The 25,194-nt window shown below is 33.5% G+C and carries 25 protein-coding genes; 20 read left to right on the top strand and 5 right to left on the bottom strand.

What is annotated here, in order from left to right; all coding sequences use genetic code 11:
- The first annotated feature begins 39 nt into the window (after nucleotides 1-39).
- The 18 genes from BLR17_RS11075 to BLR17_RS10990 all read left to right on the top strand — a co-directional run bounded on the left by BLR17_RS11075 (nucleotide 40) and on the right by BLR17_RS10990 (nucleotide 19,398).
- Nucleotides 40-1,197, top strand: coding sequence for an acylneuraminate cytidylyltransferase (locus BLR17_RS11075; protein ID WP_066329258.1), 1,158 nt, complete (start codon nucleotides 40-42; stop codon nucleotides 1,195-1,197).
- A gap of 101 nt (nucleotides 1,198-1,298) precedes the next feature.
- A complete protein-coding gene (locus BLR17_RS11070) occupies nucleotides 1,299-1,706 on the top strand; it encodes an endonuclease domain-containing protein (protein WP_066329257.1) in 408 nt (135 codons plus the stop codon).
- Nucleotides 1,707-1,860: 154 nt separating this feature from the next.
- Complete coding sequence (locus BLR17_RS11065) at nucleotides 1,861-2,736, top strand: N-acetylneuraminate synthase family protein (protein ID WP_066329541.1); 876 nt, start codon at nucleotides 1,861-1,863, stop codon at nucleotides 2,734-2,736.
- 185 nt (nucleotides 2,737-2,921) lie between these two features.
- Nucleotides 2,922-3,266, top strand: a complete 345-nt coding sequence (locus BLR17_RS11060) for a GIY-YIG nuclease family protein (RefSeq protein WP_066329255.1) — start codon at nucleotides 2,922-2,924, stop codon at nucleotides 3,264-3,266.
- A 91-nt stretch (nucleotides 3,267-3,357) separates the two neighbouring features.
- Nucleotides 3,358-4,761 (top strand): CDP-glycerol glycerophosphotransferase family protein, encoded by a 1,404-nt coding sequence (locus BLR17_RS11055; RefSeq protein WP_307725427.1) that lies wholly within the window; start codon nucleotides 3,358-3,360, stop codon nucleotides 4,759-4,761.
- Nucleotides 4,762-4,876: 115 nt separating this feature from the next.
- Nucleotides 4,877-6,310 (top strand): MBOAT family O-acyltransferase, encoded by a 1,434-nt coding sequence (locus BLR17_RS11050; RefSeq protein WP_066329253.1) that lies wholly within the window; start codon nucleotides 4,877-4,879, stop codon nucleotides 6,308-6,310.
- A 167-nt stretch (nucleotides 6,311-6,477) separates the two neighbouring features.
- Entirely contained in the window at nucleotides 6,478-6,810 is a 333-nt protein-coding gene (locus tag BLR17_RS11045) for a GIY-YIG nuclease family protein (RefSeq protein WP_066329252.1), read from the top strand.
- A 173-nt stretch (nucleotides 6,811-6,983) separates the two neighbouring features.
- The gene (locus BLR17_RS11040) at nucleotides 6,984-7,865 is read left to right on the top strand and encodes a hypothetical protein (protein ID WP_066329251.1); all 882 of its coding nucleotides are present in this window, start codon (nucleotides 6,984-6,986) and stop codon (nucleotides 7,863-7,865) included.
- Nucleotides 7,866-9,026, top strand: coding sequence for a glycosyltransferase family 4 protein (locus BLR17_RS11035; protein ID WP_066329249.1), 1,161 nt, complete (start codon nucleotides 7,866-7,868; stop codon nucleotides 9,024-9,026). It begins immediately after the preceding gene.
- 1 nt (nucleotide 9,027) lies between these two features.
- Nucleotides 9,028-10,557: a glycosyltransferase family 2 protein gene (locus BLR17_RS11030; RefSeq protein WP_066329246.1), complete on the top strand. Its 1,530-nt coding sequence runs from the start codon at nucleotides 9,028-9,030 to the stop codon at nucleotides 10,555-10,557.
- 2 nt (nucleotides 10,558-10,559) lie between these two features.
- Nucleotides 10,560-11,360: a glycosyltransferase family 2 protein gene (locus BLR17_RS11025; protein ID WP_139068398.1), complete on the top strand. Its 801-nt coding sequence runs from the start codon at nucleotides 10,560-10,562 to the stop codon at nucleotides 11,358-11,360.
- A gap of 1 nt (nucleotide 11,361) precedes the next feature.
- Nucleotides 11,362-12,390 (top strand): hypothetical protein, encoded by a 1,029-nt coding sequence (locus tag BLR17_RS11020; RefSeq protein WP_066329242.1) that lies wholly within the window; start codon nucleotides 11,362-11,364, stop codon nucleotides 12,388-12,390.
- Nucleotides 12,387-13,364: a glycosyltransferase family 2 protein gene (locus BLR17_RS11015; protein ID WP_066329240.1), complete on the top strand. Its 978-nt coding sequence runs from the start codon at nucleotides 12,387-12,389 to the stop codon at nucleotides 13,362-13,364. Before BLR17_RS11020 ends, BLR17_RS11015 begins: the two co-directional genes overlap by 4 nt.
- An 8-nt stretch (nucleotides 13,365-13,372) precedes the next feature.
- The gene (locus tag BLR17_RS11010; RefSeq protein WP_066329238.1) at nucleotides 13,373-14,302 is read left to right on the top strand and encodes a methyltransferase domain-containing protein; all 930 of its coding nucleotides are present in this window, start codon (nucleotides 13,373-13,375) and stop codon (nucleotides 14,300-14,302) included.
- Nucleotides 14,299-15,420: a glycosyltransferase family 4 protein gene (locus BLR17_RS11005; protein WP_066329237.1), complete on the top strand. Its 1,122-nt coding sequence runs from the start codon at nucleotides 14,299-14,301 to the stop codon at nucleotides 15,418-15,420. The genes BLR17_RS11010 and BLR17_RS11005 overlap by 4 nt, the downstream gene beginning before the upstream one ends.
- Nucleotides 15,417-16,502 carry a glycosyltransferase gene (locus BLR17_RS11000; RefSeq protein WP_066329235.1) on the top strand — a complete coding sequence of 362 codons (1,086 nt, stop codon included), beginning with the start codon at nucleotides 15,417-15,419 and terminating at the stop codon, nucleotides 16,500-16,502. The genes BLR17_RS11005 and BLR17_RS11000 overlap by 4 nt, the downstream gene beginning before the upstream one ends.
- Complete coding sequence (locus BLR17_RS10995; protein ID WP_066329234.1) at nucleotides 16,495-17,865, top strand: O-antigen ligase family protein; 1,371 nt, start codon at nucleotides 16,495-16,497, stop codon at nucleotides 17,863-17,865. The genes BLR17_RS11000 and BLR17_RS10995 overlap by 8 nt, the downstream gene beginning before the upstream one ends.
- A gap of 138 nt (nucleotides 17,866-18,003) precedes the next feature.
- Nucleotides 18,004-19,398: an exopolysaccharide biosynthesis polyprenyl glycosylphosphotransferase gene (locus tag BLR17_RS10990; protein WP_245683135.1), complete on the top strand. Its 1,395-nt coding sequence runs from the start codon at nucleotides 18,004-18,006 to the stop codon at nucleotides 19,396-19,398.
- A 3-nt stretch (nucleotides 19,399-19,401) separates the two neighbouring features.
- On the opposite strand, the gene BLR17_RS10985 is transcribed toward BLR17_RS10990, so the two are convergent.
- On the bottom strand, nucleotides 19,402-20,571 hold the full coding sequence (locus BLR17_RS10985) for a lipoprotein N-acyltransferase Lnb domain-containing protein (RefSeq protein ID WP_245683134.1): 1,170 nt from the start codon (nucleotides 20,569-20,571) through the stop codon (nucleotides 19,402-19,404).
- 139 nt (nucleotides 20,572-20,710) lie between these two features.
- On the opposite strand from BLR17_RS10985, the gene BLR17_RS10980 reads away from it, so the two are divergent.
- The gene (locus BLR17_RS10980) at nucleotides 20,711-21,436 is read left to right on the top strand and encodes a CDP-alcohol phosphatidyltransferase family protein (RefSeq protein ID WP_066329232.1); all 726 of its coding nucleotides are present in this window, start codon (nucleotides 20,711-20,713) and stop codon (nucleotides 21,434-21,436) included.
- A complete protein-coding gene (locus tag BLR17_RS10975; RefSeq protein ID WP_066329228.1) occupies nucleotides 21,417-22,277 on the top strand; it encodes a glycoside hydrolase family 25 protein in 861 nt (286 codons plus the stop codon). Before BLR17_RS10980 ends, BLR17_RS10975 begins: the two co-directional genes overlap by 20 nt.
- Here BLR17_RS10975 and BLR17_RS10970 read toward each other — a convergent pair whose 3' ends face one another.
- The 4 genes from BLR17_RS10970 to BLR17_RS10955 form a co-directional block, all read right to left on the bottom strand.
- The gene (locus BLR17_RS10970) at nucleotides 22,278-22,511 is read right to left on the bottom strand and encodes a DUF5808 domain-containing protein (protein WP_066329227.1); all 234 of its coding nucleotides are present in this window, start codon (nucleotides 22,509-22,511) and stop codon (nucleotides 22,278-22,280) included.
- A 40-nt stretch (nucleotides 22,512-22,551) separates the two neighbouring features.
- The gene (gene lptB / locus BLR17_RS10965; RefSeq protein WP_066329226.1) at nucleotides 22,552-23,292 is read right to left on the bottom strand and encodes an LPS export ABC transporter ATP-binding protein; all 741 of its coding nucleotides are present in this window, start codon (nucleotides 23,290-23,292) and stop codon (nucleotides 22,552-22,554) included.
- Between the two features lie 90 nt (nucleotides 23,293-23,382).
- Nucleotides 23,383-24,195, bottom strand: a complete 813-nt coding sequence (gene tatC, locus BLR17_RS10960; RefSeq protein ID WP_066329225.1) for a twin-arginine translocase subunit TatC — start codon at nucleotides 24,193-24,195, stop codon at nucleotides 23,383-23,385.
- Nucleotides 24,195-25,160: a KpsF/GutQ family sugar-phosphate isomerase gene (locus tag BLR17_RS10955; RefSeq protein ID WP_066329224.1), complete on the bottom strand. Its 966-nt coding sequence runs from the start codon at nucleotides 25,158-25,160 to the stop codon at nucleotides 24,195-24,197. Before BLR17_RS10955 ends, tatC begins: the two co-directional genes overlap by 1 nt.
- Between the last annotated feature and the right edge of the window lie 34 nt (nucleotides 25,161-25,194).

Raw genomic sequence — 25,194 nt, 5'->3', positions numbered from 1 at the left:
GCTATTTTTGTTTTAAGTTCGATAAATAAAAGTAAGAAAATGAAAAAAACAGCCATAATTCCACTTCGCAAAGATTCTAAAGGGATACCGGGGAAAAATAAAAAAAAGATGCTGGGGCGTCCGTTATTTTCATGGGTGCTTACCGAAGCTATTTTTTCGGACCTCGATACAATTTATATTTTTACGGATGATAAGGAAATTGTTTCTTTTATTGAAAAAGAATACCATTGGACATTAAAAGTAAAAGCACTTTTGCGAAATGCTGCCAATGCTACAGATACGGCTTCTACTGAAAGTGCGATGCTGGAATTTGCGGAACAAATAGATTATGATTTTGATATTTTGTGTTTGTTGCAGGCTACTTCAGCGATGACAACTGCTACAGCTATTAATGCGGTATTGGATAAAATAGAAATAGAAAAATACGATTCGGCTTTGACTGTTGTCAATACCCATCGTTTTAGCTGGAATGCAGATGGAACGCCTCAAAATTACGATGTTTTTAATCGTCCAAGACGGCAGGATTTTGAAGGATTATTGATAGAAAACGGAGCTGCTTATGCCACTACAAAAGCTGCTTTTGTACATTCTAAAAATCGGGTTAGCGCTAAGACAGGATTGGTTCAGATGCCTGAGAATACACTGGTTGAAATCGATTCAATGACTGATTGGAAGATAGTGGAAGAACTTCTGACAAGCCGACTGAAAAAAGCTAAAAAACACCATCGTATCGATTATCTCGTTTTGGATGTTGATGGGGTATTTACCAATGGTCAGGTTTTCTATTCCGCTGAAGGCGAGTTGGCCAAAGCTTTTGATATGCGCGATGGTATGGGCTTAGAGATTCTTCGACAAAATCAGGTGGAAGTGGTGGTAATGACTTCCGAAAATTCTCCCTTGGTCGCTCAAAGAATGAAAAAACTCCAAATTGAAAATACCTTTTTAGGGGTGAAAGACAAATATGCTTTCTTACAGCATTTCGTTAAAGAAAAAAATACAAGTTTTAATGCTTTAGCTTACATTGGTGATGATGTCAACGATTTAGCGAATATTTGCGCGGTGGGTTGGTCTTTTGCACCAGCCAATGCCACTGAAATAGTTAAACAAAATGCGGATTATTTGCTAACAAAAGTCTCTGCCGCAGGTGCTATCAGAGAAGCCTGTGAGTGGATTATGAAGTATAACGAGCGGTATTGATTTAAGATAGAATTCCTCATCTAGCACAATCGGATTCCCCTCTGGAGAGGGGCTAGGGGTGTGTTAATTTTAGATATAGATTATTCATTAAACCAGTTATAATGACTAAACGTAAAATCATTCCATATAATCCCAAACTCAAAGAATTAGCCAGAGCGCTTCGTAATAACTCGACTAAAGCTGAAATAGTTCTTTGGTTAAAATTAAAAGGAAAACAAATGTATGGCTATGATTTTCACAGACAAAAACCAATTGATAATTATATTTTAGATTTCTTTTGTTATGAGTTGATGTTGGGAATTGAAGTGGACGGTTATTCCCATGAATTTTTAGAAGTTTATAATAAAGACTGTAAAAAAGAAAAGAAGATGAATGAGTTTGGGATTTCTGTTTTGAGATTTAGTGATAATGAGGTTTTAAAAGATATGGAAAATGTAATCCGGGCAATTGAGTTTTTTATTGAAGAATTTGAAAAACACACCCCCAGCCCCTCTCCAGAGGGGAGTTAGTCCCGTATTACGATGACTTTATAGTTTTGAAATTAAATGATGATTTGTGATTATAAATATTTTAGATAATTTATATAAAACGATAATTTAATAATTTGCACAATCGTATTTCCCCTCTGGAGAGGGGCTAGGGGTGTGTAAAACAACAAAAAGAATGAACCACTATAAAAAACCTTACGTAATTGCCGAAATTGGATGTAACCATAAAGGAGAAATCGAAATCGCAAAAGAGCTTATCAAAATTGCTAAAATATTTTGTAATGCTGATGCCGTAAAATTTCAGAAAAGAAATAACAAAGAATTACTGACAGAGGAGCAGTATAATGCACCACATCCTAATAGTTCTAATTCCTATGGGGATACGTACGGGGCACACAGAGAATATTTAGAATTTGATGTGAATCAACACGCCGAATTAAAAAGTTATTGTGAATCAATAGGAATTACTTATTCTACATCGGTTTGGGATACCACCTCGGCTAAAGAAATTACGTCTTTACATCCTGAATTCATTAAAATTCCATCAGCCTGCAATAATAATTTTGAAATGTTGGGTTGGTTATGTGACAATTACTTTGGTGAAATTCACATTTCTACCGGAATGACAACTAAAGATGAAACAGCAATTTTAGTGAATTATTTCATTGAAAAAGGCAGAAATAAAGACCTTGTTTTATACAATTGTACATCGGGATATCCTGTTCCTTTTGAAGATATTTGTTTGTTGGAAATTAAGCTGTTAAAGCAAAAATATGGAGATAAGGTAAAATACATTGGTTTTTCAGGGCATCATTTAGGAATTGCTGTGGATGTTGCGGCTTATACTTTAGGCGCTCATATTGTCGAAAGGCATTATACTTTAGACCGAACCTGGAAAGGAACCGATCATGCCGCTTCTTTGGAGCCTATGGGCTTGCGAAAATTAAGCCGTGATTTGAATGCTGTTTATGAGGCGTTGGCTTATAAAGCAACGGATATATTGCCTATTGAACAAGTGCAAAGGGAGAAGTTGAAGAATAAGAAAGGGTAATTTTCTAGAAATTATTAAATTTTCACCTCGAGCAGTCACCCTGAGCCTGACTAAGGGCGAGAGGGTTTTAAGTGTTTTTACATCATAAAAGGTCTCGACTGCGCTCGACCTGACATAATGTTTTGGTTGATTTTCTGTCACCTCGAGCGCAGTCGAGAGGCTTTTTGTGAAATAAATCTTTTTGTATGAAATTCTATTATGTTTATATTTTAAAATGTGCAGATGATTCTTTGTATGTTGGAATTACTTCTGATATTGAAAGAAGAGTTTTGGAACATAATGGGGGGAAATATCCAGAAGCATATACACATAGTAGAAGGCCTGTAGAATTAGTTTTTTATCAGGAATTTACGGATCCTAATCAAGCGATTTATTTTGAGAAAAAAATAAAAAAGTGGAGCAGAGTAAAGAAGCAGGCATTGATAGAAGGTGATTTTGATAGTTTGCAAAGTTTGTCAGAATGTAGAAATGCGACTCATCACAAATATTTTTTGGATTTAGATGAGGAATCTGAAAGAGAGCTAAACTAATACAAGGGTCTCGACTGCGCTCGACCTGACAGTTCGAATAGTGTTAAATAGATAAAAAAATACTAGGTTTGTACTGTTAAAAGAAATTAAATTGATAAACAAAAAAATCCTTATTTTTTTTCCAGATGGTGTTGGACTTCGCAATTTTGCCTTTACTCAATTTAAGGAAATTGGAGAACAGCGGGGCAATAAAATTATTTATTGGAATAATACTGCGTTTCCTTTGCAGGAAGAATTAGGTTATGAAGAAGTAAGAATAAAGACACAAAATATTCATCCTTTAACTCCTTTTTATTGTCGCATTAGAAAACACATCGAATTGAATGTTGCGACTAAAAAGTTTAACGATCCGGTATACAAAACGTATAAGTTTCCCTTTAATTACAAAGGAATCAAGAATATTTTGATGACAGTTTTTGTCCGGTTGCTTATTGGGTTGAATTCTTCCGAAAGAGGAATTCTTCGTATTCGAAAACGAATCAATGCTCTGGAACGTTCTACACAAAAATACAACTATTGCAAAGCACAATTGCAGGAGATTAAACCCGATTTGGTTTTTTGTACAACTCAAAGAGCTACACAATCGATAGCTGCTTTATTGGCTGCTCAGGATTTAGGAATTCCTACACTCACATTTGTATATTCCTGGGATAATGTGCCTAAAGCGATGCAGTTAGTAGAAACAGATTACTATTGTGTATGGAGTGATTTAATGAAAAAGGAAATGTTACAATACTATCCTTTCATTAAAGAAAATCAATTAATCGTTACCGGAACACCTCAGTTTGAACCGCATTACGATGAATCACTTTTAGAAGCCAGAGAAGATTTTTTTAAGCAGCACAATTTAGATGCAGCAAAAAAATACATTTGTTTTTCGGGTGATGACGAAACGACTTCGCCTTTGGACCAATATTATTTGGAAGATTTAGCTAATGCAGTCCGTACGTTGAATGCTAAAGGAGAAAATCTGGGAATTATTTATAGAAAATGTCCTGTAGATACGACATCCAGATATGAAGCAGTAATTAACGCCAATAAAGATATAATAGCAGTTATTGATCCTTTATGGAAAGCGATGGGAAAACAATGGAACGAAGTTTTTCCTGCCAAAGCTGATTTGAAATTATTGCACAATGTTTGTGCGCATTCGGAATTGGTAACCAATGTTTGCTCATCAACAGTATTTGATTTTGTGGCACATGATAAGCCTTGTATTTACTACAACTATGAGCAACCCCAATTGAAAAAAGGGATTCGTGATATTGGGCAAAATTATAAGTATGTACATTTTAGAAGTATGCCAAGTGCTGAAGCGGCTGTTTTTTGTACTGATAAAAACCAGTTAGCAAATCAAATTGCAGCAATACTAAATGGAAGTTTATCGAATGTTTCCGAAGGGAAAAAATGGTACAGCATTGTAGCAGGCGAAACACCAACACAGGCATCTGAGAAAATATGGAATGCCATTGGCTCAATTGTTAATAGCAAATAGAAATTAAAAATATTGTCCTAGATTTGCTCTTAGCAATTTGTAAGACTGAGATCGACAACCGACAACCGACAACTGGCAACCGACAACTCATAACCCATAACTCATAACCGGAAAAATGTTTTTCAATTCCCTCGCTTTTGCGATTTTTTTACCCATAGTATTTGTATTGTACTGGTTTGTGTGTAATAAAAACAAAACCACACAAAATACCTTGTTGATTATTGCCAGTTATTATTTTTATTCCTGCTGGGATTGGCGATTCTTGTTTTTATTGGTGTTCTCGACATTTCTGGATTATTATACCGGAATCCGAATTGAAAAAAGTAAGAAAGACAGCGGTCGGAAATTTTGGTTTTGGCTTAGTATAACTGTCAATCTGGGATTTTTAGCCTTATTTAAATATTTTAATTTTTTTGCTGTTTCTTTCAGCGAACTAATGCGAGGAATTGGGCTGAAATCCTCTCCGTTTTTGTTGGATGTGGTTTTACCTGTTGGGATTTCATTCTATACTTTTCACGGACTTTCGTATGTAATTGATATTTATTACAAACGAATTAAAGCCGAATACAACTTTGTAGATTATTCGTTGTTTGTGAGTTATTTTCCGCTTTTGGTTGCCGGTCCTATAGAGAGAGCTACGCATTTGCTGCCGGAGATCAAAGTAAAAAGGGAATTTGATTTACAAAAAGCCAAAGAAGGTGTTTACCAAATCATTTGGGGGTTGGTCAAAAAAGTAGTCATTGCAGATACCTGTGCTACTTATGCCAACGCAATTTTTGATAATTATACTTCGATGAATTCTTTTTCGTTGATTTTGGGGGCAGTTTATTTTGCATTCCAAATCTACGGAGACTTCTCCGGATATTCGGATATTGCATTAGGGGTATCAAAATTGTTCGGATTGGATTTATTACGGAATTTTAATTATCCGTATTTCTCAAGAGATATTGCCGAGTTTTGGCGTCGTTGGCATATTTCGCTTTCGTCCTGGTTTCGGGATTATTTGTATATCCCGTTAGGAGGAAGCAAGGGCGGAATGTGGATGAAAATCAGAAATACATTTATTATCTTCCTGGTAAGCGGATTTTGGCATGGAGCCAATTGGACTTATGTAGTTTGGGGAGGAATCAATGCCTTGTATTTCCTGCCGCTCCTTTTAAGAAAATCCAATAGGAATAATATGGATATTGTGGTTTTAGACTGGAGTTGGGATTCGGTGAAAGTAGTAGGGAATATTCTGCTTACATTTTTATTGAGTTGTTTGGCCTGGGTGTTTTTCAGAGCTAAAACCATTGCAGATGCTGTATTGTATTTGAAACAAATGTTTACAAATGCACAGTTTTCATCGCAATATTTAGCCAATGAAAGATATAATTACGAGTTGATTCTAATGATTGTTTTATTTGTATTTGTCGAATGGAATAATCGTACTAAAGAAGAACCTATTTCAGAAGGCAAAACGATGTTGAAAATGGCATTGGCAATTTTGGCAATTATTGCTTTTGGTACTTATTCAGATTATAAAGAATTTATTTATTTTCAGTTTTAGGTTTCACTTCTAAAATGTTTTAAAAGGGTCTCGACTCCGCTCGACCTGACAGCACGATTGGTTGTTAGTGAGCAATTTGTCACCTCGAGCGGAGTCGAGAGGGAGCGGAGTTGAAAGGCTATGTTTCAGATGAGGAGTTACGATGTTAGGTTTTAAATTTTTAGATTATGAAATTCTATTATGTTTATATTTTGCGTTGTAGTGATAATTCATTGTATGTAGGAGTAACATCAGATGTTGAAAGAAGGCTAATGGAGCACAATGCAGGCAAATATCCGGAAGCGTATACGCATTCCAGGAGACCTGTTGAATTAGTTTTTTATCAGGAGTTTACTGAACCTAACCAAGCAATTGAGTTTGAGAAAAAAATAAAAAAATGGAGTAGACAAAAGAAACAGGCTTTAATAGACGAGAATTATGATGAGTTAACAAGACTGTCTCAATGCAGGAATGATACTCATTATAAAAATAAAGACGAAAAAGAAGAGAAAGATTTGTAAAGGTCTCGACTTCGCTCGACCTGACAGAACGGTTGGTTGTTAGTGAGTATTTTGTTACCTCAAGCGGAGTCGACAGGCTAGCTGTAACCTGAACATGCTGAAGAACTGGAAGAAGCTGATTTATTAGACACTGTAAATAGTTTTTGAATAATTAATAAATTTAAAAAAACAGAATGAAAAAGTTTATACTTTTTATTTTAAAAACAATAATTATAATAATTGTATTAGCTGTATTATTAGATTACGCTTATACCTCCGTATACCTACAATCCAATAATCGCAATAAAGTAGATTACGTTTACAATTCTAAAAACAGGAATTACGATGTAGTAATTTTGGGATCATCGCGTGCCAATAATCATTTTGTTTCCGAAATGTTTGAAGATAAAGGATTCAGGACCTTTAATTATGGTATGAGTGGCGGGCATTTATTCGAAGCTTCTTTACTTTTGAAATTAATGATTGAAAGAAAATATGAAATTAAAAACCTTATCCTTGAAGCCGATTTGAATTTATCAAATGACCATCAGGCAGAAGGTGTTTCGGCTAAGTTTCTGCCCTATATTCACAATTCAGAAACAATAAGAAAACATTTCGAATCCGAAGAAGATTTTAACGAACTCTATTATATTCCTTTTTATCGGTATATAAAGTTTGATGCTAAAATTGGATTTAGAGAAATTTATAAAACAGCCAAGGGAGAAGCTACGAGCAGCTTAGATAATTTAGGTTATTATCCATTGCAAAAACATAAAAAGGGCAATATGAAAAACAATATTGTTAATTTAAAACCCTTAGTTCACAATAAATATTATCAGGAGATTAAAAGCCTTTGCAAAAAAAATAATATTAATTTTATTGCTGTAATGACACCAATGTGTGAGAATGTGGTAGGGATGAATTATTTTGAAAAAGTGAAAAAAGCCTATCCTGAAATTCATAATTACGAAAATGTAGTAGTTGAGAATAAATATTTCTCTTCCTGCGGGCACATGAATGATACAGGCGCTAAGATTTTTACAGCCCGAATTATTAATGATTTTTTTAAGAAATAAATGCACATCGCTTTTTTAACTCCTGAGTTTCCTCATGCTAAAGTAGCCCATGCTGCCGGAATAGGAACGAGTATAAAAAATCTTACTACAGCATTAGTTAAAGAAGGAGTCAGCGTTACTGTTTTAGTTTATGGCCAACAAACACAGGAAGTCATAATTGAAAATGGAGTTGTAATTCATTTAATTAAAAATAGGAAATACAAGCTATTGGGTTGGTTTTTTCATCGAAAGTATATTGAGAATTATTGTAATTCAATCCTGAAAAAAGAAAAAATAGATTTACTGGAAGCCGCTGATTGGACAGGGATTACCGCATTTATGAAATTCAAAATTCCATTGATAATCCGTTTTCATGGTAGTGATGCTTATTTCTGTTATTTGGAGAAAAGAAAACAAAAATGGAAGAATTTCTTTTTTGAAAAATTAGCAGTCTCAGGAGCCAATGCTTTTATCGCTCCCACAATTTTTGCCGGAGAATTGTCTAAAAAAATATTCAATATTAAAAGCAAAACAATCCAAACCATAGCTAACGGAATAACTTTGGAAAGTTTTACAAATACTACTCCTGATGTTTTTGAACCTGGCTTAGTTTTATATATTGGTACTTTAATAAGAAAAAAAGGGGTTTTGGAATTACCCGGGATTTTCAGTAAAGTTCTACAGGCTTATCCTGAAGCCAGATTGCTATTAATTGGCAGCGATTCAGCTGATATTAAAACCAATTCAGCTTCGACCTGGGAATTAATGCAAAATCAATTCAATGCAGCCGATTTGAAAAATGTGGAGTATATAGGGAAAATTCCATATGCTGAGGTTCAGCATTATATCAGGAAAGCCAATGTTTGTGTTTTTCCAACTTTTGCAGAGACTCAGGGAATGGTCACGATTGAAGCCATGGCGATGCAAAAAGCCGTTGTGAATTCTAATATTGGCTGGTCACAGGAATTAATTATTAATCAGGAAAGTGGGTTTTTAGTACATCCGGAAAATCATGATTTATATGCAGCCAACATTATTCAATTATTGCAGAATAATTCGCTTTGTGAGCAAATAGGAACGCAGGCAAGAACAAGAACAGAAGCTAAATTTGATATAAAAAAGATAGTAAAAGACAATATTGAATTTTATCAAAAAATACTAAGCACCCATAAAAAAAGATAGAATGATTATTGTTTATCATCAAAATAATAAAGTTGTTGCGGTTAAGGATAATCAGGAATTGGTTGTTTTTCAAGGTGAAAATATATCAGCTGTTTTATTCGATATTGCATTAAAAAATATTGATCAATTTATTATTTGGTGCCGTATTGATTTAAAATCAAATTTGAACTTCGAGAGTTTGGAAAGTATTTTTCATCATCATAAAATAATGACTTCTTATGCAACGGGAGTACAAAATTATATGCCCAATGCGATTGGATATGTAGAAGAGTCTCCTTTTATAAAAGTTAATAAATCCGTTACTTATCCTACCTGGTTAATGAGTAGTGATGTGGGGGGAATTCATGCATCCGTTTTAAATGCAATTGGAGCTAAAATAAAAAGAGATACAGATTTTAATTATTTCTTAAATTCGGTTGCCAAATTAGGAATGTTAGCCGGACTTTTTTGTTATTCTGAACCTCGTTTGCTGGCCAATAGCTCTCAGGATGAAAAAGGGATAGAGTCAATTAATAATTGTACTCTTTTCCGATTTGTGAAACAACATTATAAAAAGCGTTGGCTGCTATTGTTGTTTCTAAATTTGTTGTTGTTTGAAAAACGATTTCCTTTGGTCGCTTTTTGCTATGCTTTATTTTTTAAGAACAGAAAAAAAATAAAATTGGATTTAGATGCTATAGCAGTACAATCGATTTTAAAAACCGTTGATAAAAAAACGATAGACGTTATTATACCGACTATTGGTCGAAAAAAATACCTTTATGATGTTTTACGGGATTTAGCCATGCAAACGCATTTGCCGGAAAAAATAATTATTGTAGAACAGAATCCCAATCCGGAAAGTCTAAGTGAATTAGATTATTTGCAAAATGAAGAATGGCCTTTTATCATAAAGCATATTTTTACCCATCAGGCAGGAGTTTGTAATGCCCGGAATTTGGCTTTGGCAGAAGTAAGCAGTGAATGGGTGTTTTTAAATGATGATGACAATCGATTGGATGAAAAATTAATTGAAAATGTATTTGAAAAAGCTATTCAATATGGAGCCGAAGTAATTACAACAGCCTATTTACAGCCCAATGAAATTCAGCATTATAATACCATTCACCAATCTGGGATATTTGGCTCGGGTAACAGTTTTGTAAAAACAACTTGTTTGAAAAATGTAGCTTTTGATAAGGCTTTAGAATTTGGTTACGGAGAAGATACTGATTTTGGTTTGCAATTGCGTAATCTGGGGCATGATGTAATTTATTTTCCTGATTTAAAAATTATGCATCTCAAAGCTCCAATGGGAGGATTTAGAATCCCAATAAAAAAACAATGGGAATCAGAGAACGTTCAGCCAAAACCATCTCCTACTATTTTGTATGCTTTTAAAAAGCATTATACAGCCCAACAATTAAAAAGTTATAAATTAGTATTGTTTTTAAAATTATTAAAACACGAATCACTTAAGGACTATCTAAAGTTTTATGAAAATTTTAGACAAAGATGGGAAAGGAGTGAATATTGGGCAAATCAATTATAACTATGGAAAATAAAACACATCTTAGTTTTTTAATAACACACTACAATAGATTTGAAAACTTACAAGATTGTGTTGCTGCGATTAAAAAGTTGGATTTAGATTTTGAGTATGAAATTGTTGTTAGTGATGATGGAAGTACTGAAGATATCCAGGAGAAGTTAAAAACAATAGAAGTTAATCATGTTGTCTTGTCAGATTATAATAAAGGTTTGGCTCATAATATTAATAAAGGGATTAGAACTTGTAAAGGAAATTATATTTTATATTGTCAGGATGATTTTATATTGACCTCTGATATCAATAAAATTATAAAAGAATCAATATTTGTATTGGCAAGTAAAAAAGTTGATTTAGTTAGATTTAGAGCGAATTATTTTTTCAAGGAATTGACTGAAATATCTGAAAATATAAAATTAATACCAAAATTTTCGTTTAAAAATTTTTTATTAAATGCATTTCAATATAGTGATAATGTATTTATAGTGAGATCAAATTTTTTTAGTGAATTTGGATTTTATTTAGAAAATACTTCTGGGGATTATGGTGAAACGGAATATGCTATTAGAATTTTTAAATCTAAAGCAAGAATAGGAATTGTTTCGAATGGATACGTTGTAGACGTTGAGGGAGGAAAGTCAGTAATGAGAGAAAACTCTAAGCAATTAGTTAAAGGTAAAAAAAAGTTTTATTTGAGAAAATTTATAAGAGCTATAAGGCTTCATTTAGAATACTTGTTTTATAATAAAAACAGAAGAGGTTTGCTCTCATATAAAAATAGGTTTTCAAAAAGAAGATTATTTTGATATGCTAAAACTATATGTTAATCCTGTTTACTTAATTCCTGAAAACCGAAAATTCGTTTTTCCGCTATTGTTTGATTTGTGGTATGTGCCTAATGCTAATTTATTAGAAAAATACCAAATCGTTTCGGAAATTGCCCATTGTGATATTGTTGTGGTTCCTATAGATATAGCCCGATTTGATTCCGGTAAAAGTCAGCAAAAACTAAATGATTTTATAAATAGGGCATTAGATTTAGATAAAAAAGTCTGGTTGTATTCAGGAGGGGATTATGGTAAAAGCATAAGTATGAACAATCAGGTTTATACGTTTCGATTAAGTGGTTTTGCATCTCAATTGAATGCACAAACATTTATTTTGCCTTCTTTTGTCAATGATCCTTATAGTTCTTTGTCAAAAGAATTTAGAACGATTGGTAAATTACAACAAGCTCAAATAGGTTTTGTAGGTCATGCCAATAATTCTTTTTTTAAAAAAATAAAAGAGTATTTACTTTTTTTAAAATATAATTTCAGACGGTTTATTGGAAAAATTCAAACGGATTACCAACGTTTTTATCCTTCAGGCGTAAAACGATTTCTGTATTTAAAATTATTAAAAAAGAATCCTGAAATCATAACTGATTTTATTTTTAGAAATCAATACAGAGCGGGGGTTAAGACGGAAGAAGAAAAGAAAAAAACGACAATGGAGTTTCTCGAAAATATAGAATCAAATCCTTATACTTTTTGTATGAGGGGAGTAGGAAATTTCTCTGTTCGATTTTACGAAACCTTAGCGATGGGGCGTATTCCTTTTGTCATTGATACCGATTTTAGTTTACCTTTAAGCCATGAAATTAATTGGGAAAAGCATTGTGTGATAGCAAAATCAAATGAAATAGCCGAAAGTTTAATCCATTTTCATAAAAACTGTAGCTTTGAAGATTTTGAATTAATGCAGCAAAATAACCGAAAATTATGGCAAACCCATTTACAAAGGGATGCTTATTTTTTGAAAATTTATTCTCTTTTTAAGGCTGATATACAATGAAATTTACGTTAATCGTATGTACTTATATGCGTCCTGAACCTTTGTTGCGTTTGTTGCAATCGGTTCAGGGACAAACCTTGTATCCGGATGAAATTATAATCATTGATGGTTCTTTAAATCAGGAAACGGAAGCCCTTTTAAAAAGGAATCCATTTCAAAACCTGAGCTATTTTTTAGTTTCAGAAGAAAACAGAGGTTTGACAAGACAACGTAATTTTGGAATTTCCAAAGTGGCTGATACTTCTGAAATTGTTTGTTTTCTGGATGATGATACGGTTTTAGAACCGGATTATTTTAAAGAATTAATAAAGACCTTCGAACAGGAAAATATTATAGGCACTGGAGGTGTTGCTGTCAACGAAAATAAATGGCAGTTGATTGATAAAAATAAAAAGTATAATAAAAAGCATTATTATCTTTTTGAAAAATTTGTTTACAAAGAAGGGCAGCGTAATGTGATACGTAATTATTTAGGTTTACAGTCCAATTTAGGGCCGGGAAAGATGCCTGCCTTTTCACACAGCAGAACCTGTGGTTTTCCGTTAACTGACAAAATTTACGAAGTTGATTTGTTGATAGGAATGGCAATGGCTTTTAGGAAAAGCATCTTTGAAAATATTCAGTTTTCTAAATACTTTGAAGACTATGGTTTGTATGAAGACGCCGATTTTTCTTTAAGGGCTTTAGCTTTTGGTAAAAATGTTATAAATACTAAAGTAAAGTTATATCATTTTCATGAAGCTTCGGGTAGGCCCAATCAATTTCAATACGGAAAAATGGTTGTTAAAAATGGCTTTTATGTTTGGAGGGTTAAAAACCCGAATCCTGTTTTTAAAGATAAATTTAAATGGCATTCTATTACATTATTATTGACACTGATTCGATTTAGTAATATATTTACCACTACTAAGAGAAAAGAGGCCTTTACTGAAGCTTTAGGTAGAATAGTTGCCTGGTTTCAACTTTTAAATTAATATATCTTATGCTGGAAAATATTATTCATCCGGATACGCAATCAAAGTTGGTTTCAATTACTGATACTTATTATCTTTTTGAAGATGACTCTAAATTGCCTGTTTTTAATGGAACTCCTGTTTTGTTTGGTGCAAATTCAATATTTAGTGAAAAAGATATTGTTAATGCTAAAAAAACAACTCAGGATGGTGATTATCTGGATACTTCTAATCTCAAAAATTTTATTAGAAGAAAATTGCTGCCTTCTCTTTGTGAAGATTTCAATATTGAAAAGAGATATGATGGATTATCAAAAAAAATAGCTAATGGAAGTAAAATATTAATTATTGGTGCAGGTGAAAAGATTTCGTACTATAAAAATAAGTTTTCACATTGTGAGGTCATAACTTCGGATGTCCATAATCAATTCAAACCCGATTACATTTTTGATGGTCATTTTATTCCCTTTGCAGCCAATTGTTTTGACTTGGTTTTAGCAGCACAGGTAATAGAACATACAATTAATCCTTGGAAATTTTGTCAGGAATTACAAAGAGTTACCAAAGTTGGAGGCTTACTCCAAATTGAAGCACCACAGAATTTTCCGTATCATTCAGAGCCCTATGATTTTTTTAGATTTACTTTTACAGGTATGCGAAGTTTGTTTGAAAAATGTGCGGTTGAAGATGTTGAAATTACAGAAGGGAACGCTTCTATCGTTGCGGTTACCCTGTCAAATTATTTAATCAATAGTAGTTCCCATAGGTTAGTCAGGAGTAGCTGGTTATTTGTATCAAGATTAATGTTTGGATGGATGAAATATTTGGATGGAAAGAAACCTTTATTAAACAGACGTGCTGTATCTATGCCTAAAGGCTATGCATTTACATTTAAAAAAGATACGGTCGAAAGAAAATCAACAGATTTGTTAGAAGAGTTTTATCAGCTGAAACGATGAAGTTTTTAATTGTTACTCATGTTGTACATACCAAAAGCAATAATCGGTATTTTGCTTACGAGCCCTATGTTCGCGAAATGAATATTTGGCTGAAGTATGTGGATGAGGTTGTTTTGCTTGCTCCTTTAGCGAATCACGAACCCACAGCAATTGAAGCTTTTTATAAGCATTCCAAAATTGATTTTCGAACAGTTCCTGCTTTTAGTCTGACCAGTTTTAAAAATGGAATTATTTCTGTTTTTAAAATTCCGGGGATACTTTTTAAAATAAGTAAAGCCATGCAACAAGCCGATCATATTCATTTGCGTTGTCCGGGAAATATGGGTTTGTTAGCTTGTGTATTGCAAATTTTTTTTCCTTCCAAAACCAAGATCGCAAAGTATGCGGGTAATTGGGATCCAAAAGCCAAACAGCCGTGGACGTATCGCCTGCAAAAATGGATTTTATCCAATACTTTTTTGACCCGAAATATAAAAGTATTGGTTTACGGTGAATGGGATAATCAATCCGATAATATTCAGTCTTTTTTTACGGCAAGTTATTCCGAAAGAGAAGAAAAAACAATAGTAAAGACCATTGGTTCAAACGAAAAAATACGATTGCTCTTTGTGGGAACTTTGGTGGAAGGCAAAAATCCGTTGTATGCTATCCGGCTTTTGGAACAATTAAAATTGAGAAATCTTAATGTTCAATTAGATGTTTTTGGCGACGGACCTTTAAGACCGGCTTTCCAAAATTATATTGAAAAGAAGAATCTTAGCGAATGTGTTTTTTTGCATGGGAATCAAAATCAGGAAGTATTGAAAAAAGCCTATCATGAGAGTCATTTTGTAATTTTAGCTTCCAAAAGTGAAGGCTGGCCCAAAGCCATTGCCGAAGGGATGTTTTGGGGTTGTGTTCCTTTTGCTACTGCGGTTTCCTGTGTGCCTTATATGTTGGATTACGGTAATCGAGGCGTTTTGTTACAAATGCATTTGGAAAAAGATGTTGCAGCAATTGCGTCATTAATAGTCAATTCTGCTGAATTTGAAAATAAGAGTAGCGCTGCTGTCAATTGGTCAGGAGAATATACCTTAGAGCGTTTTGAAAATGAAATTCAAAAACTATTAGAAAGATGAGGGTAGTACAACTAATAGATTCTTTAGAAATAGGTGGAGCCGAACGCATGGCAGTAAATTATGCCAATGCTTTGGCTAATGAAATTGAATTTTCGGCATTGGTTACTACCCGAAAAGAAGGTGATTTGAAAGGGGAATTAGCAGATAAAGTAAATTATTTCTTTTTAAAGAAAAGAAATACAATTGACATTGGGGCTGTTTTAAGATTGCGAAAGTATATTGTTAAACATAAAGTGAGAATTATTCAGGCTCATAGTTCTTCTTTTTTTTTAGCTGTATTACTTAAATTGTGTTATCCGGGTATTAAAATCATTTGGCATGACCATTATGGAAATAGTGAATTCCTGGCTAAACGACCAAAATATGCTTTACAATTAGCAAGTTTTTTTTTCAATGGTATAGTTGCTGTAAATGAGAAGTTGAAAGATTGGGCATGCGGGCAGTTGTATTGTAAAAACGTAATTTATTTGCCTAATTTTGTAACTGTCGAAGTTTCAAAAGTTGCAAGAACAGTATTGCAGGGAGAAGAAGGAAAACGTATCTTATGTTTGGCCAATTTGCGTCAGCAGAAGAATCATTTTTTGTTACTTGGAGTTGCTTCTCAATTGAAAGAATCACATCCGGATTGGAGTTTTCATTTAGTGGGGAAAGATTTTAATGACCATTATGCTCATGAATTGAAAGCTGCAATTAAGGAGAGGGGATTGGAACAGTATGTTTATTGTTATGATTCCTGTTTGGATGTGGCAAATGTTTTAGGTGAGGTACAAATAGGAATATTAACTTCTAATTCAGAGGGCTTGCCTTTAGCCGTTTTAGAATATGCCTTATATAAAAAAGCAGTTTTAGCTACAGATGTAGGGCAACTGAGTGCTATTGTTGAAAATAATAAAAATGGTTTTTTAGTGCCTTCAAAAAATGTCGATTTATTTTATGATCGATTAGTTGAGTTGATTGAAGATGAATCACTACGAAATTATTTTGCTGAGGAGCTACATCAAAAAGTGAAGCTGCATTTTTCGGCTCCATCAATTATAAAAAAGTATATTTACTGGATACAAACAACCCTTGTACATGAATAAATCCGAAATCAATTATATCAAACTCATTGCAATTCATGTAGGCATAGCATTTGCCATTTTTGTTATTCCGTTTTTGTCTAAAATCTATGCCTTGCTAATAGCTGTTTTTGGCGTTTATTATATTATCAGCAAAAACAATAAGAATAATGAAGTGTTGTATGTTTCGGCTTATCTTGTTGGTGCAGAGGTTTTTATTAGGATGACGGGAGGGAATTTGAATAATGAATACGTTAAAACTGCCGTCTCTCTGTTGATGTTGCTGGGTTTTGTTTTGAGTGGTTTCTCTAAAAACAGTATTGTGTACTGGTTTTATTTTTTACTATTAATTCCGGGAATGTTAGTTACTATGAGCAATCAGGATCTAGGTGTTGAAATTCGAAAGGCCATCACCTTTAATATCTCCGGGCCTGTTTGTTTGGGTCTGAGTGCTTTGTATTGTTATCAAAGGCAACTTACATTCAAACAATTGCAAAATGTAGTGGTGATTTTAGGTTTGCCTATTATTTCTACTTTGGTTTATCTGCTATTGTATCATCCTACTGTTCGTGATGTTGTTACAGGAACTCAATCTAATTTTGCTACTTCGGGGGGCTTTGGTCCTAATCAGGTGGCTACCGTTTTAGGACTAGGTATGTTTATTTTTTTTTGTCAGTTGGTTTTTATGTCCAAATCTAAAGGAATGATGCTGCTAAATGGCTTCCTGTTTGTGGTATGTAGTTATCGCGCTATTGTAACTTTTTCCAGAGGAGGTGTGATTACAGGATTTGTAATGATTGTTTTTATACTTTTAACCGCTTATCTCTTTTCTAATGGTTCCGGAAAAAGAAAATTAAAGAGGATTGTTATTTTAAGTAGTGTTTTAGCGCTTAGTGTATGGAGTTATAGTGTTTTTCAAACCAGTGGTTTGATTACCAAAAGATACGCTAATCAGGATGCGGCAGGAAGAGAAAAAGCAGATCGTTTGGGCGGACGTGAACAGGTAATCGGGACTGAATTTGAACTTTTTAAAGAGAATCCTATTATGGGAGTCGGAATTGGGATGGGGAAATCTTATCGGGAACAGATGTTGGGACAGGAAGTAGCTTCGCATAATGAAATTACAAGGTTGCTGGCTGAGCACGGGATGTTTGGTGTTGTCATTCTCTTTATTCTTTTTATTACACCTGTCATTCTTTTCCTGATGCATTACCAAAACATCTATTTTTTTTCTTTTTATGTATTTTGGCTGCTTACCATTAATCATGCTGCGATGCGAATTGCGGCACCGGCTTTTGTGTATGCTTTAACTTTGTTAAGTATCCGTTTTGAGCCTGTTGAAAAAACAGTGCCAATAGAACAATTAGAGACTAAAATCAGCATTTAAACTGAATTTTAAGTTCTTGAAAGAATATATTTTAGCATTTCTTATTTGTTTATAATCTTAGACCAGAATTCAATTTAAAAGCGCACTTTTGAGTTGCTTTTTTTTGAGAGAAAAGTTAAATTGCTAAAAAAGTACAGAATGCAAAAAAATAAAATCCATTTTGAAATTTCCGAAAGGAAAATGATACTGCATTTCATGGATGTCGTCTGTATTGTTTTGGCATTGCATGTAGTTGGTTATTTTTTCAATTTGGGATATTTGAAATCCTCTGTGTCTAACTGGGTGTATTTAACTGTTTTAATTCTTTATTTAAAGGTTATTGGAGCTATTTTTGAACTTTATAATCTTCAGGTTTCCAGTAATGAGTTTTTAATTGGCAGAAGTGCAATATTAACAGTTACAACTACTGTTTTAGCTTATTTTTTAACGCCAATTTATTCACCTGTCCTGCCTTCTAATCGACTCCAGATTATTGCTTTTTTGTTGGTTGTTTTCTTTTCACTGGTTTTGTGGAGAGTGTTTTATGTGCGTTTTTTGGCATCCAAACGTTTTCATCAAAATGCTTTGTTGGTATGTGATGAAGAACAGCTAAATGAGTTGGTTTCAGGTATTGAAACGATTGATCCGCATTATAAAATTGTTGCTTATTTGAGTGATTTTAAGTCTGTTTCAGTAGAAAATCAAACAGATGGTTTTTTGAAAAGGATATCTTTAGCAGAAATAGTTCCTTTTGTAGAAAAAAATCAGATAACTGAAATTGTGGTTGCCAGTCAGAAGAAAGGTACTATTACTGCCGAATTATACCAACAACTCTTGAAATTACTGGAATCAGGAAAAGTAATTAGAGAATACACACAGTTGTATGAGGCTAAAACGCAACGTATTCCTGTACAACATGTGGAACGTGATTTTTACCTTTTTTTCCCCTTTAGCAGGAGTAATCAAAATCGATTGTATTTATCGATAGTAAGGATGTTTGAAATCATAATTTCGATTATAGGTTTAGCGATTACCCTGTTGCTTATCCCTTTTATTTTTATAATGAATGCGGTTGCCAATAAAGGAAGTTTGTTTTATACTCAGGAGCGTGTGGGTAAAGACGGTGTGATTTTTAAGATTTTGAAATTTCGCACCATGATAGAAAATGCTGAATCTAAAAAAGCGGTTTTTGCCACTTTGAATGATAGTAGAATTACAGCTTTTGGGAGGTTTATGCGAAAAACCAGAATAGACGAATTTCCTCAGTTTGTTAATATTTTAAAAGGTGAAATGGCAGCAATTGGTCCACGGCCTGAAAGACCTTTTTTTGTTGAAGAAATCGCGCAAATTATGCCTTTTTATGAAACACGTCATATCATAAAACCGGGACTTACAGGTTGGGCACAGGTGAATTATTCCTATGGCGAAAGTATTGATGACAGTTTGATTAAATTACAATATGACTTGTATTATATCAAACACAGGAGTTTTTATCTGGATTTTAATATTGCTTTAAAGACCATTACAACTATTTTGTTTTATAGAGGACAATAGTTTTTAAATGATAATCGGTATTGGTTTTTTGTTTTTTAATGCTATTTGAATTAAGAAATAAATTGAAGTGAGTATTAAAGGCAATACAATTAATAAATGCGCTTTGTTGAATAATAAAATCAGGTAAATCATTAGCGAAAAAAGATTCAGCAGGGCAAATCTATAAGTCCAAACGCTGCTTTTTTTTGCATAAAAAAACAGTAAAACAAGAAGAAAAGGATTGAATAAAAGTACATTGTAATTGTTTGTCAATTCTGAGTGATTGGAATAAAATCCCATGAAAATAAAAAACAAACCAAGTATTCCCATCAGTGAAAAATAGAAATAATGAATTCCTTTTTTATTCCAAATCACTATCAATGCCAGAACCATTAAATAGGTATAAATGTTATTCCACCAGGAAACAGGATGTGACTCTTCAAAATGTAAAAGTGTTTGGTTTTTAGGAGCCAGAGGCTGATTGTTATATTGAATAAGTGTTAAACTTTTTTGTAATTCCAGCGGTAAAAAAAGTTTGGTACCCAAAGCATCAACTTTCGAACCGAAAATAATACTTGTGCCTAGTTTTTCAAAGAAGTGGTGGTCAAAATAAGGAAATAAAATACTTCTGTAGCTCAGTTCCGTGTCTGTTTTTTTTGTGATAATATCGCTTCCTAAACTTTTATTAATAATATCCACTACCATCGACGTGCAGTTTTTGTCAATGAATTTATAAGTATAATGGCTGTCTCCCGAAGCGAGGGAAGTATTTAGATTATCAAAAAGTTTTTGTTTGAATTGAAGCGGAATTTGGAGTTCCTGTTCTTCAACCGAACGGTTTTCGTAAGTATATTGCTTGATGAAATCGGTATAACGATTTACAACAGCAAAATATTGGAGATCTCCTTTGGCAAATTTTGGGACAAAATTAGGCGTGTTAAAGTCAAATGCACCGTAATTGTAAACTGCATCAACAAAATTGATATCATCTTTGATTCGAATGGCTGTATGACCAAAAAGTGAATACGATTCGTTTCCCAGGCCACAAGTAATCACACTAACTTTTGCATCTTTGGATAGTTGAATGTTTTGAGCCCAAAAAGCATTAAAAAAACTAAGAAAGAACAGCAGAAATATTGTTTTTTTGGAAGTAAAAATATTCGTCATAGTGATTGTTATTGCTATTTTTTTCAAAAGTATCATTTTTTGGCGAGCTAATTTCTGTATTTAAGTTAATAGTCAAATAATTTCTGTTGATAATTGATGTTTCCTAAAAGTGCTGGCATTCACTAATTGTATTAAATTTGTAGCTATTCTTAAAAGCTAATAGAAAATGAATATAAAAAAACACATCCCTAACTGTATTACATTACTAAATCTTTTTTGTGGCTGTATAGCTATGGTTTTTGTAAGTAAACAGGAGTTTGAAATTGCTTTTTTCTTTGTGTTTTTGGGGATTTTCTTTGATTTTTTCGACGGTTTTTTTGCCCGTTTGTTTAAAGTTACGGGAGCATTAGGTTTACAACTGGATTCATTAGCTGATATGGTGACCAGCGGAGTAGTTCCAGGTTATGTGATGTATTATTTGTTAGTTAATAGTCAGCACGAAATAACAGCTTGTCCTTATTTCCCTTTTTTAGGATTTGTAATTACTATGGGGTCTTGTTACCGTTTGGCTTTTTTTAATATTGATACGCGTCAAACAGATTCTTTTATCGGGTTGCCTACTCCAGCTAATTCTTTGTTTATGTTGAGTTTGCCTTTGGTAATAAAATATTCCGATTCTTTAGTTGCTTTCGAATTGTTGACTAGTCAATGGGTTTTATTGCTGATTACCGCTTTTAGTGCTTTTATCTTAAATGCCGAGATTCCACTTTTTTCATTAAAAATTAAGAAATTTACGCTTAAGGATAATTTGCTTCAAATTATTTTTATTACGCTTTCCGTTTTGTTAGTGTTGTTTTTTCATTACGCCGGAGTTCCGTTGGTTATAATTAGTTATGTGTTATTATCAGTATTGAATAACAGGTTTTCTTTAGATGGCAAAGCAAAAATATAGACGCAGTACTACTTCCCGAAAACCGAAAAAAAAGCCCTCTGTTCTTCGAAAAAAGCTCATTAAGATCGGATTTATAGCGGCGGGTATAATGCTTTTTTTAGGAGTTATTTATCATTATCGGAATGGTTTAGCGTATTATTTTAGTTTTAAAACGGATAAGATTTTAGATAAGGACGCTAAGGAAAAACAGCTGTCGGATGTACGAAATTATCAGGTTTTAGAGAAAAATGAGGGTAAAGCTCTTGGGATTGATGTTTCGGAATATCAGGATACAATCGATTGGGAAGAAGTAGAAACCTTAGATGATGATTATGAATTGTCTTTTGTTTTTGTACGGGCTACTGTTGGAAACGATCGATTGGATAAAAGGTTTAAGGAAAATTGGTTTCAAACTAAAGAAAATAAGCTCATTCGTGGAGCTTATCATTATTACCGACCTAATGAAAATTCGTTGGAACAAGCGGAACTTTTTATTAAAACAGTTCGTTTGGAAAAGGGGGATTTACCACCTGTTTTAGATATTGAAAAATTACCCGAAAATCAATCTATGGAACGATTAAAAGTGGGTTTGAAACGTTGGTTGACTGCTGTTGAGGCACATTACAAAGTAAAACCGATTATTTATACCAGTGAGCGTTACTATGATGATTTTCTAAAAAAAGAATTTTCCGATTATCTGTTTTGGATAGCCAATTATAATTTTCACCGCGAAAAGATAGACGAGGATTGGCTGTTTTGGCAGTTTACCGAAAAAGCATCCGTTTCAGGAATTAAAGGTAATGTAGATGTCAATATCTTTAATGGTGATTTAGAGCAGCTTCAATTTATTACAAAAGAATAATTAGTGTCCAAAGACTATAGGTAAGCTAAAAATAAGTAAAAGAAAAATAATAATAAAAACAATTATGGATTTTGGATTGGCAAAATTTACTGTCCAGCCCATCCAGGGATTTTTTTTCGGAGGAAAAATACGTTTGTCTTTTGGGTTGTAATAAAACATTCCCCATACCCAATTGTTAGGGTCATTAGACCATTTTTTTAGGGTTTCTTTACTAGGTTTTTCCTCCTGCTCCATCTTTTTTTCTTTCTAATTTTTGCTGACTGCTTTCTGAAATCTAGAATTCCAGTTTCTTCTTTCTTAATTCGAAATTTTGTCCTAAATAAACTCTTCGAACCATTTCATCTTCCACAAGTTCTTCGGGTTTTCCGGCTTTTAGAATTCCTCCTTCAAACATAAGGTAGGTTTTGTCGGTAATAGCCAGTGTTTCCTGAACGTTATGGTCGGTAATTAAAATCCCGATATTTTTATTTTTTAATTGGGCAACAATTCTTTGAATATCTTCAACAGCCACAGGGTCAACTCCTGCAAAAGGCTCGTCAAGCAGGATAAATTTTGGGTCGGTAGCCAGACAGCGTGCAATTTCAGTTCTACGACGTTCTCCTCCGGATAATAAATCGCCACGATTGGTTCGAATGTGTTCCAAACTAAATTCGGCAATTAAGCTTTCCATCTTAGCTATTTGTGCTTCTTTTGAAAGGTTGGTCAGTTGTAAAACACTTAGGATGTTGTCTTCTATGCTTAATTTTCTAAAAACAGAAGCTTCCTGTGCTAAATAACCAATTCCCTGTTGTGCTCTTTTGTACATTGGAAAATGCGTAATATCTGTGTCGTCGAGATAGATAGTTCCGGCATTTGGTTTTACTAATCCAACAATCATGTAGAAAGAAGTGGTTTTTCCGGCTCCGTTAGGACCTAATAAACCAACGATTTCTCCTTGATTTACTTCAACCGAAATGCCTTTTACGACACTTCTTCCTTTGTATGTTTTAACTAAATTGTCGGCTCTTAAAATCATTGTGTATTCGGTTGTTTGAATATTTGGTTATTGGATTGTTCGGCAAATTAACGAATAACCGGATAAACAAATAGTGACATTAACAATTTATTATTCTTTTTCAATTTCTTTTTTGGAAACAAAAACAGAAATGAAAATACTTGCTTCGTATATTAAAAGCATTGGGATGGCAACGATAGTTTGACTCACAACATCCGGAGGGGTTACAATCGCTGCAATGATTAATACAATGACAATGGCGTATTTTCTGTATTTTCTTAAGAAATTAGGAGTTACAAGTCCCAGTTTGCTCAGGAAATAAATGATGATAGGTAATTCGAAGAATAATCCACTTGCTATGATAGAGGTTTTTACCATTCCAATATAAGAATCCAGGGTAAATTGATTGAGTACCGTAGGGCTAATGGTAAAAGTAGCTACGAAATTTACCGACATTGGAATCACTACGTAATAACCAAATATAACTCCTAAAAAGAATAATAAAGACGAAAAAAAGATGAATATTTTGGCATTCTTTTTTTCATTGTGATACAGTGCCGGACTGATGAATTTCCATACTTCCCATAAAATATAAGGGAAACTGAGTACGAATCCAAAAAGCACACACATCCATATAAATACATTTACCTGCCCCTCCATTTCTGTGTTTTGAATAATGAATGGCATTTCGGTAATGCAAATGCTTTCGGCAAAACCCAAAGAGTGTGATAATTCACAAAAATAGACATAGGTGAAAAAGCTGGCTCTTGTAGGGCCAAAAATAATGGTGTCAAATAAATAATCACTAAAAAGATAAGCAACAAAAGCCATTATGATTACTGCGATTGTGCTTCTAACTAATAACCATCTCAGGTCTTCAAGATGGTCTAAAAACGACATTTCGTTTGTATTTTTTTTTGCCATTATAGGATTCCTTCTTTTAGTATGTCGTGTAAATGTAAAACTCCTTTGTATTCATCATTGTCAACAACAATTAGTTGTGTGATCGAATGGTTTTCCAAAATTTGCAAAGCATCAATCGCCATAGTGTTTGATTGAGTAAATTTTGGATTTTTGGACATGATGTCTTTAGCTGTCAAATCGGTAAAGCTGTCGCGGTTGTTCAACATTCTTCGGATATCACCATCGGTAATAATACCTACTACCTTGTTGTTTTCGATTACAGCTGTTACACCTAATCTTTTTTCAGAAATTTCAAAAATAACCTTTTTGACAGGAGTGTCAGGGGTGACAATTGGTTTTTGATTGTGTTCGATTAAGTCTTTTACTTTGAGCAATAGTTTTTTACCCAGAGCGCCACCCGGATGGTATTTGGCAAAGTCTTCAGGTTTAAAATCACGCATTTCCATTAAACAAACGGCTAAAGCATCTCCCATTACCAGTTGTGCTGTTGTGCTGTTAGTTGGTGCCAGATTGATTGGGCAGGCTTCCATGTCAACAGTGGTGTTTAGAACATAGTCCGAACCTTTAGCAAGTGCTGAGTTGTTATTTCCGCTAATTCCTATTAACGGATTTCCATCTCTTTTTAATAAGGGAATCAGTGCTTTGATTTCCGGGCTGTTCCCGCTTTTGGAGATGCAAATAATGATATCTTCTTTTTGTATCATTCCTAAGTCACCATGAATGGCTTCGGCTGCGTGCAGGAACATTGAAGGGGTTCCGGTGGAGTTAAAAGTGGCAACCATTTTTTGACCGATGATTGCGCTTTTTCCAATCCCCGTAACGACTAAACGACCTTTTGATTGAAAGATAATTTCTACAGCTTTTGAAAAGTTTTCATCTAAATAATCAGTCAATTTTGTAATTGCTTCACTTTCAGATAATATGGTTTTTTTGGCAATAGCCAATATATTTTCCTTGGATATCAAAACAGAATGTTTAAAGTTTGTGTGTGTAAAAGAA

Source organism: Flavobacterium glycines (assembly GCF_900100165.1).
GTDB lineage: Bacteria > Bacteroidota > Bacteroidia > Flavobacteriales > Flavobacteriaceae > Flavobacterium > Flavobacterium glycines.
This window is presented reverse-complemented; position numbering and strand designations above follow the sequence as displayed.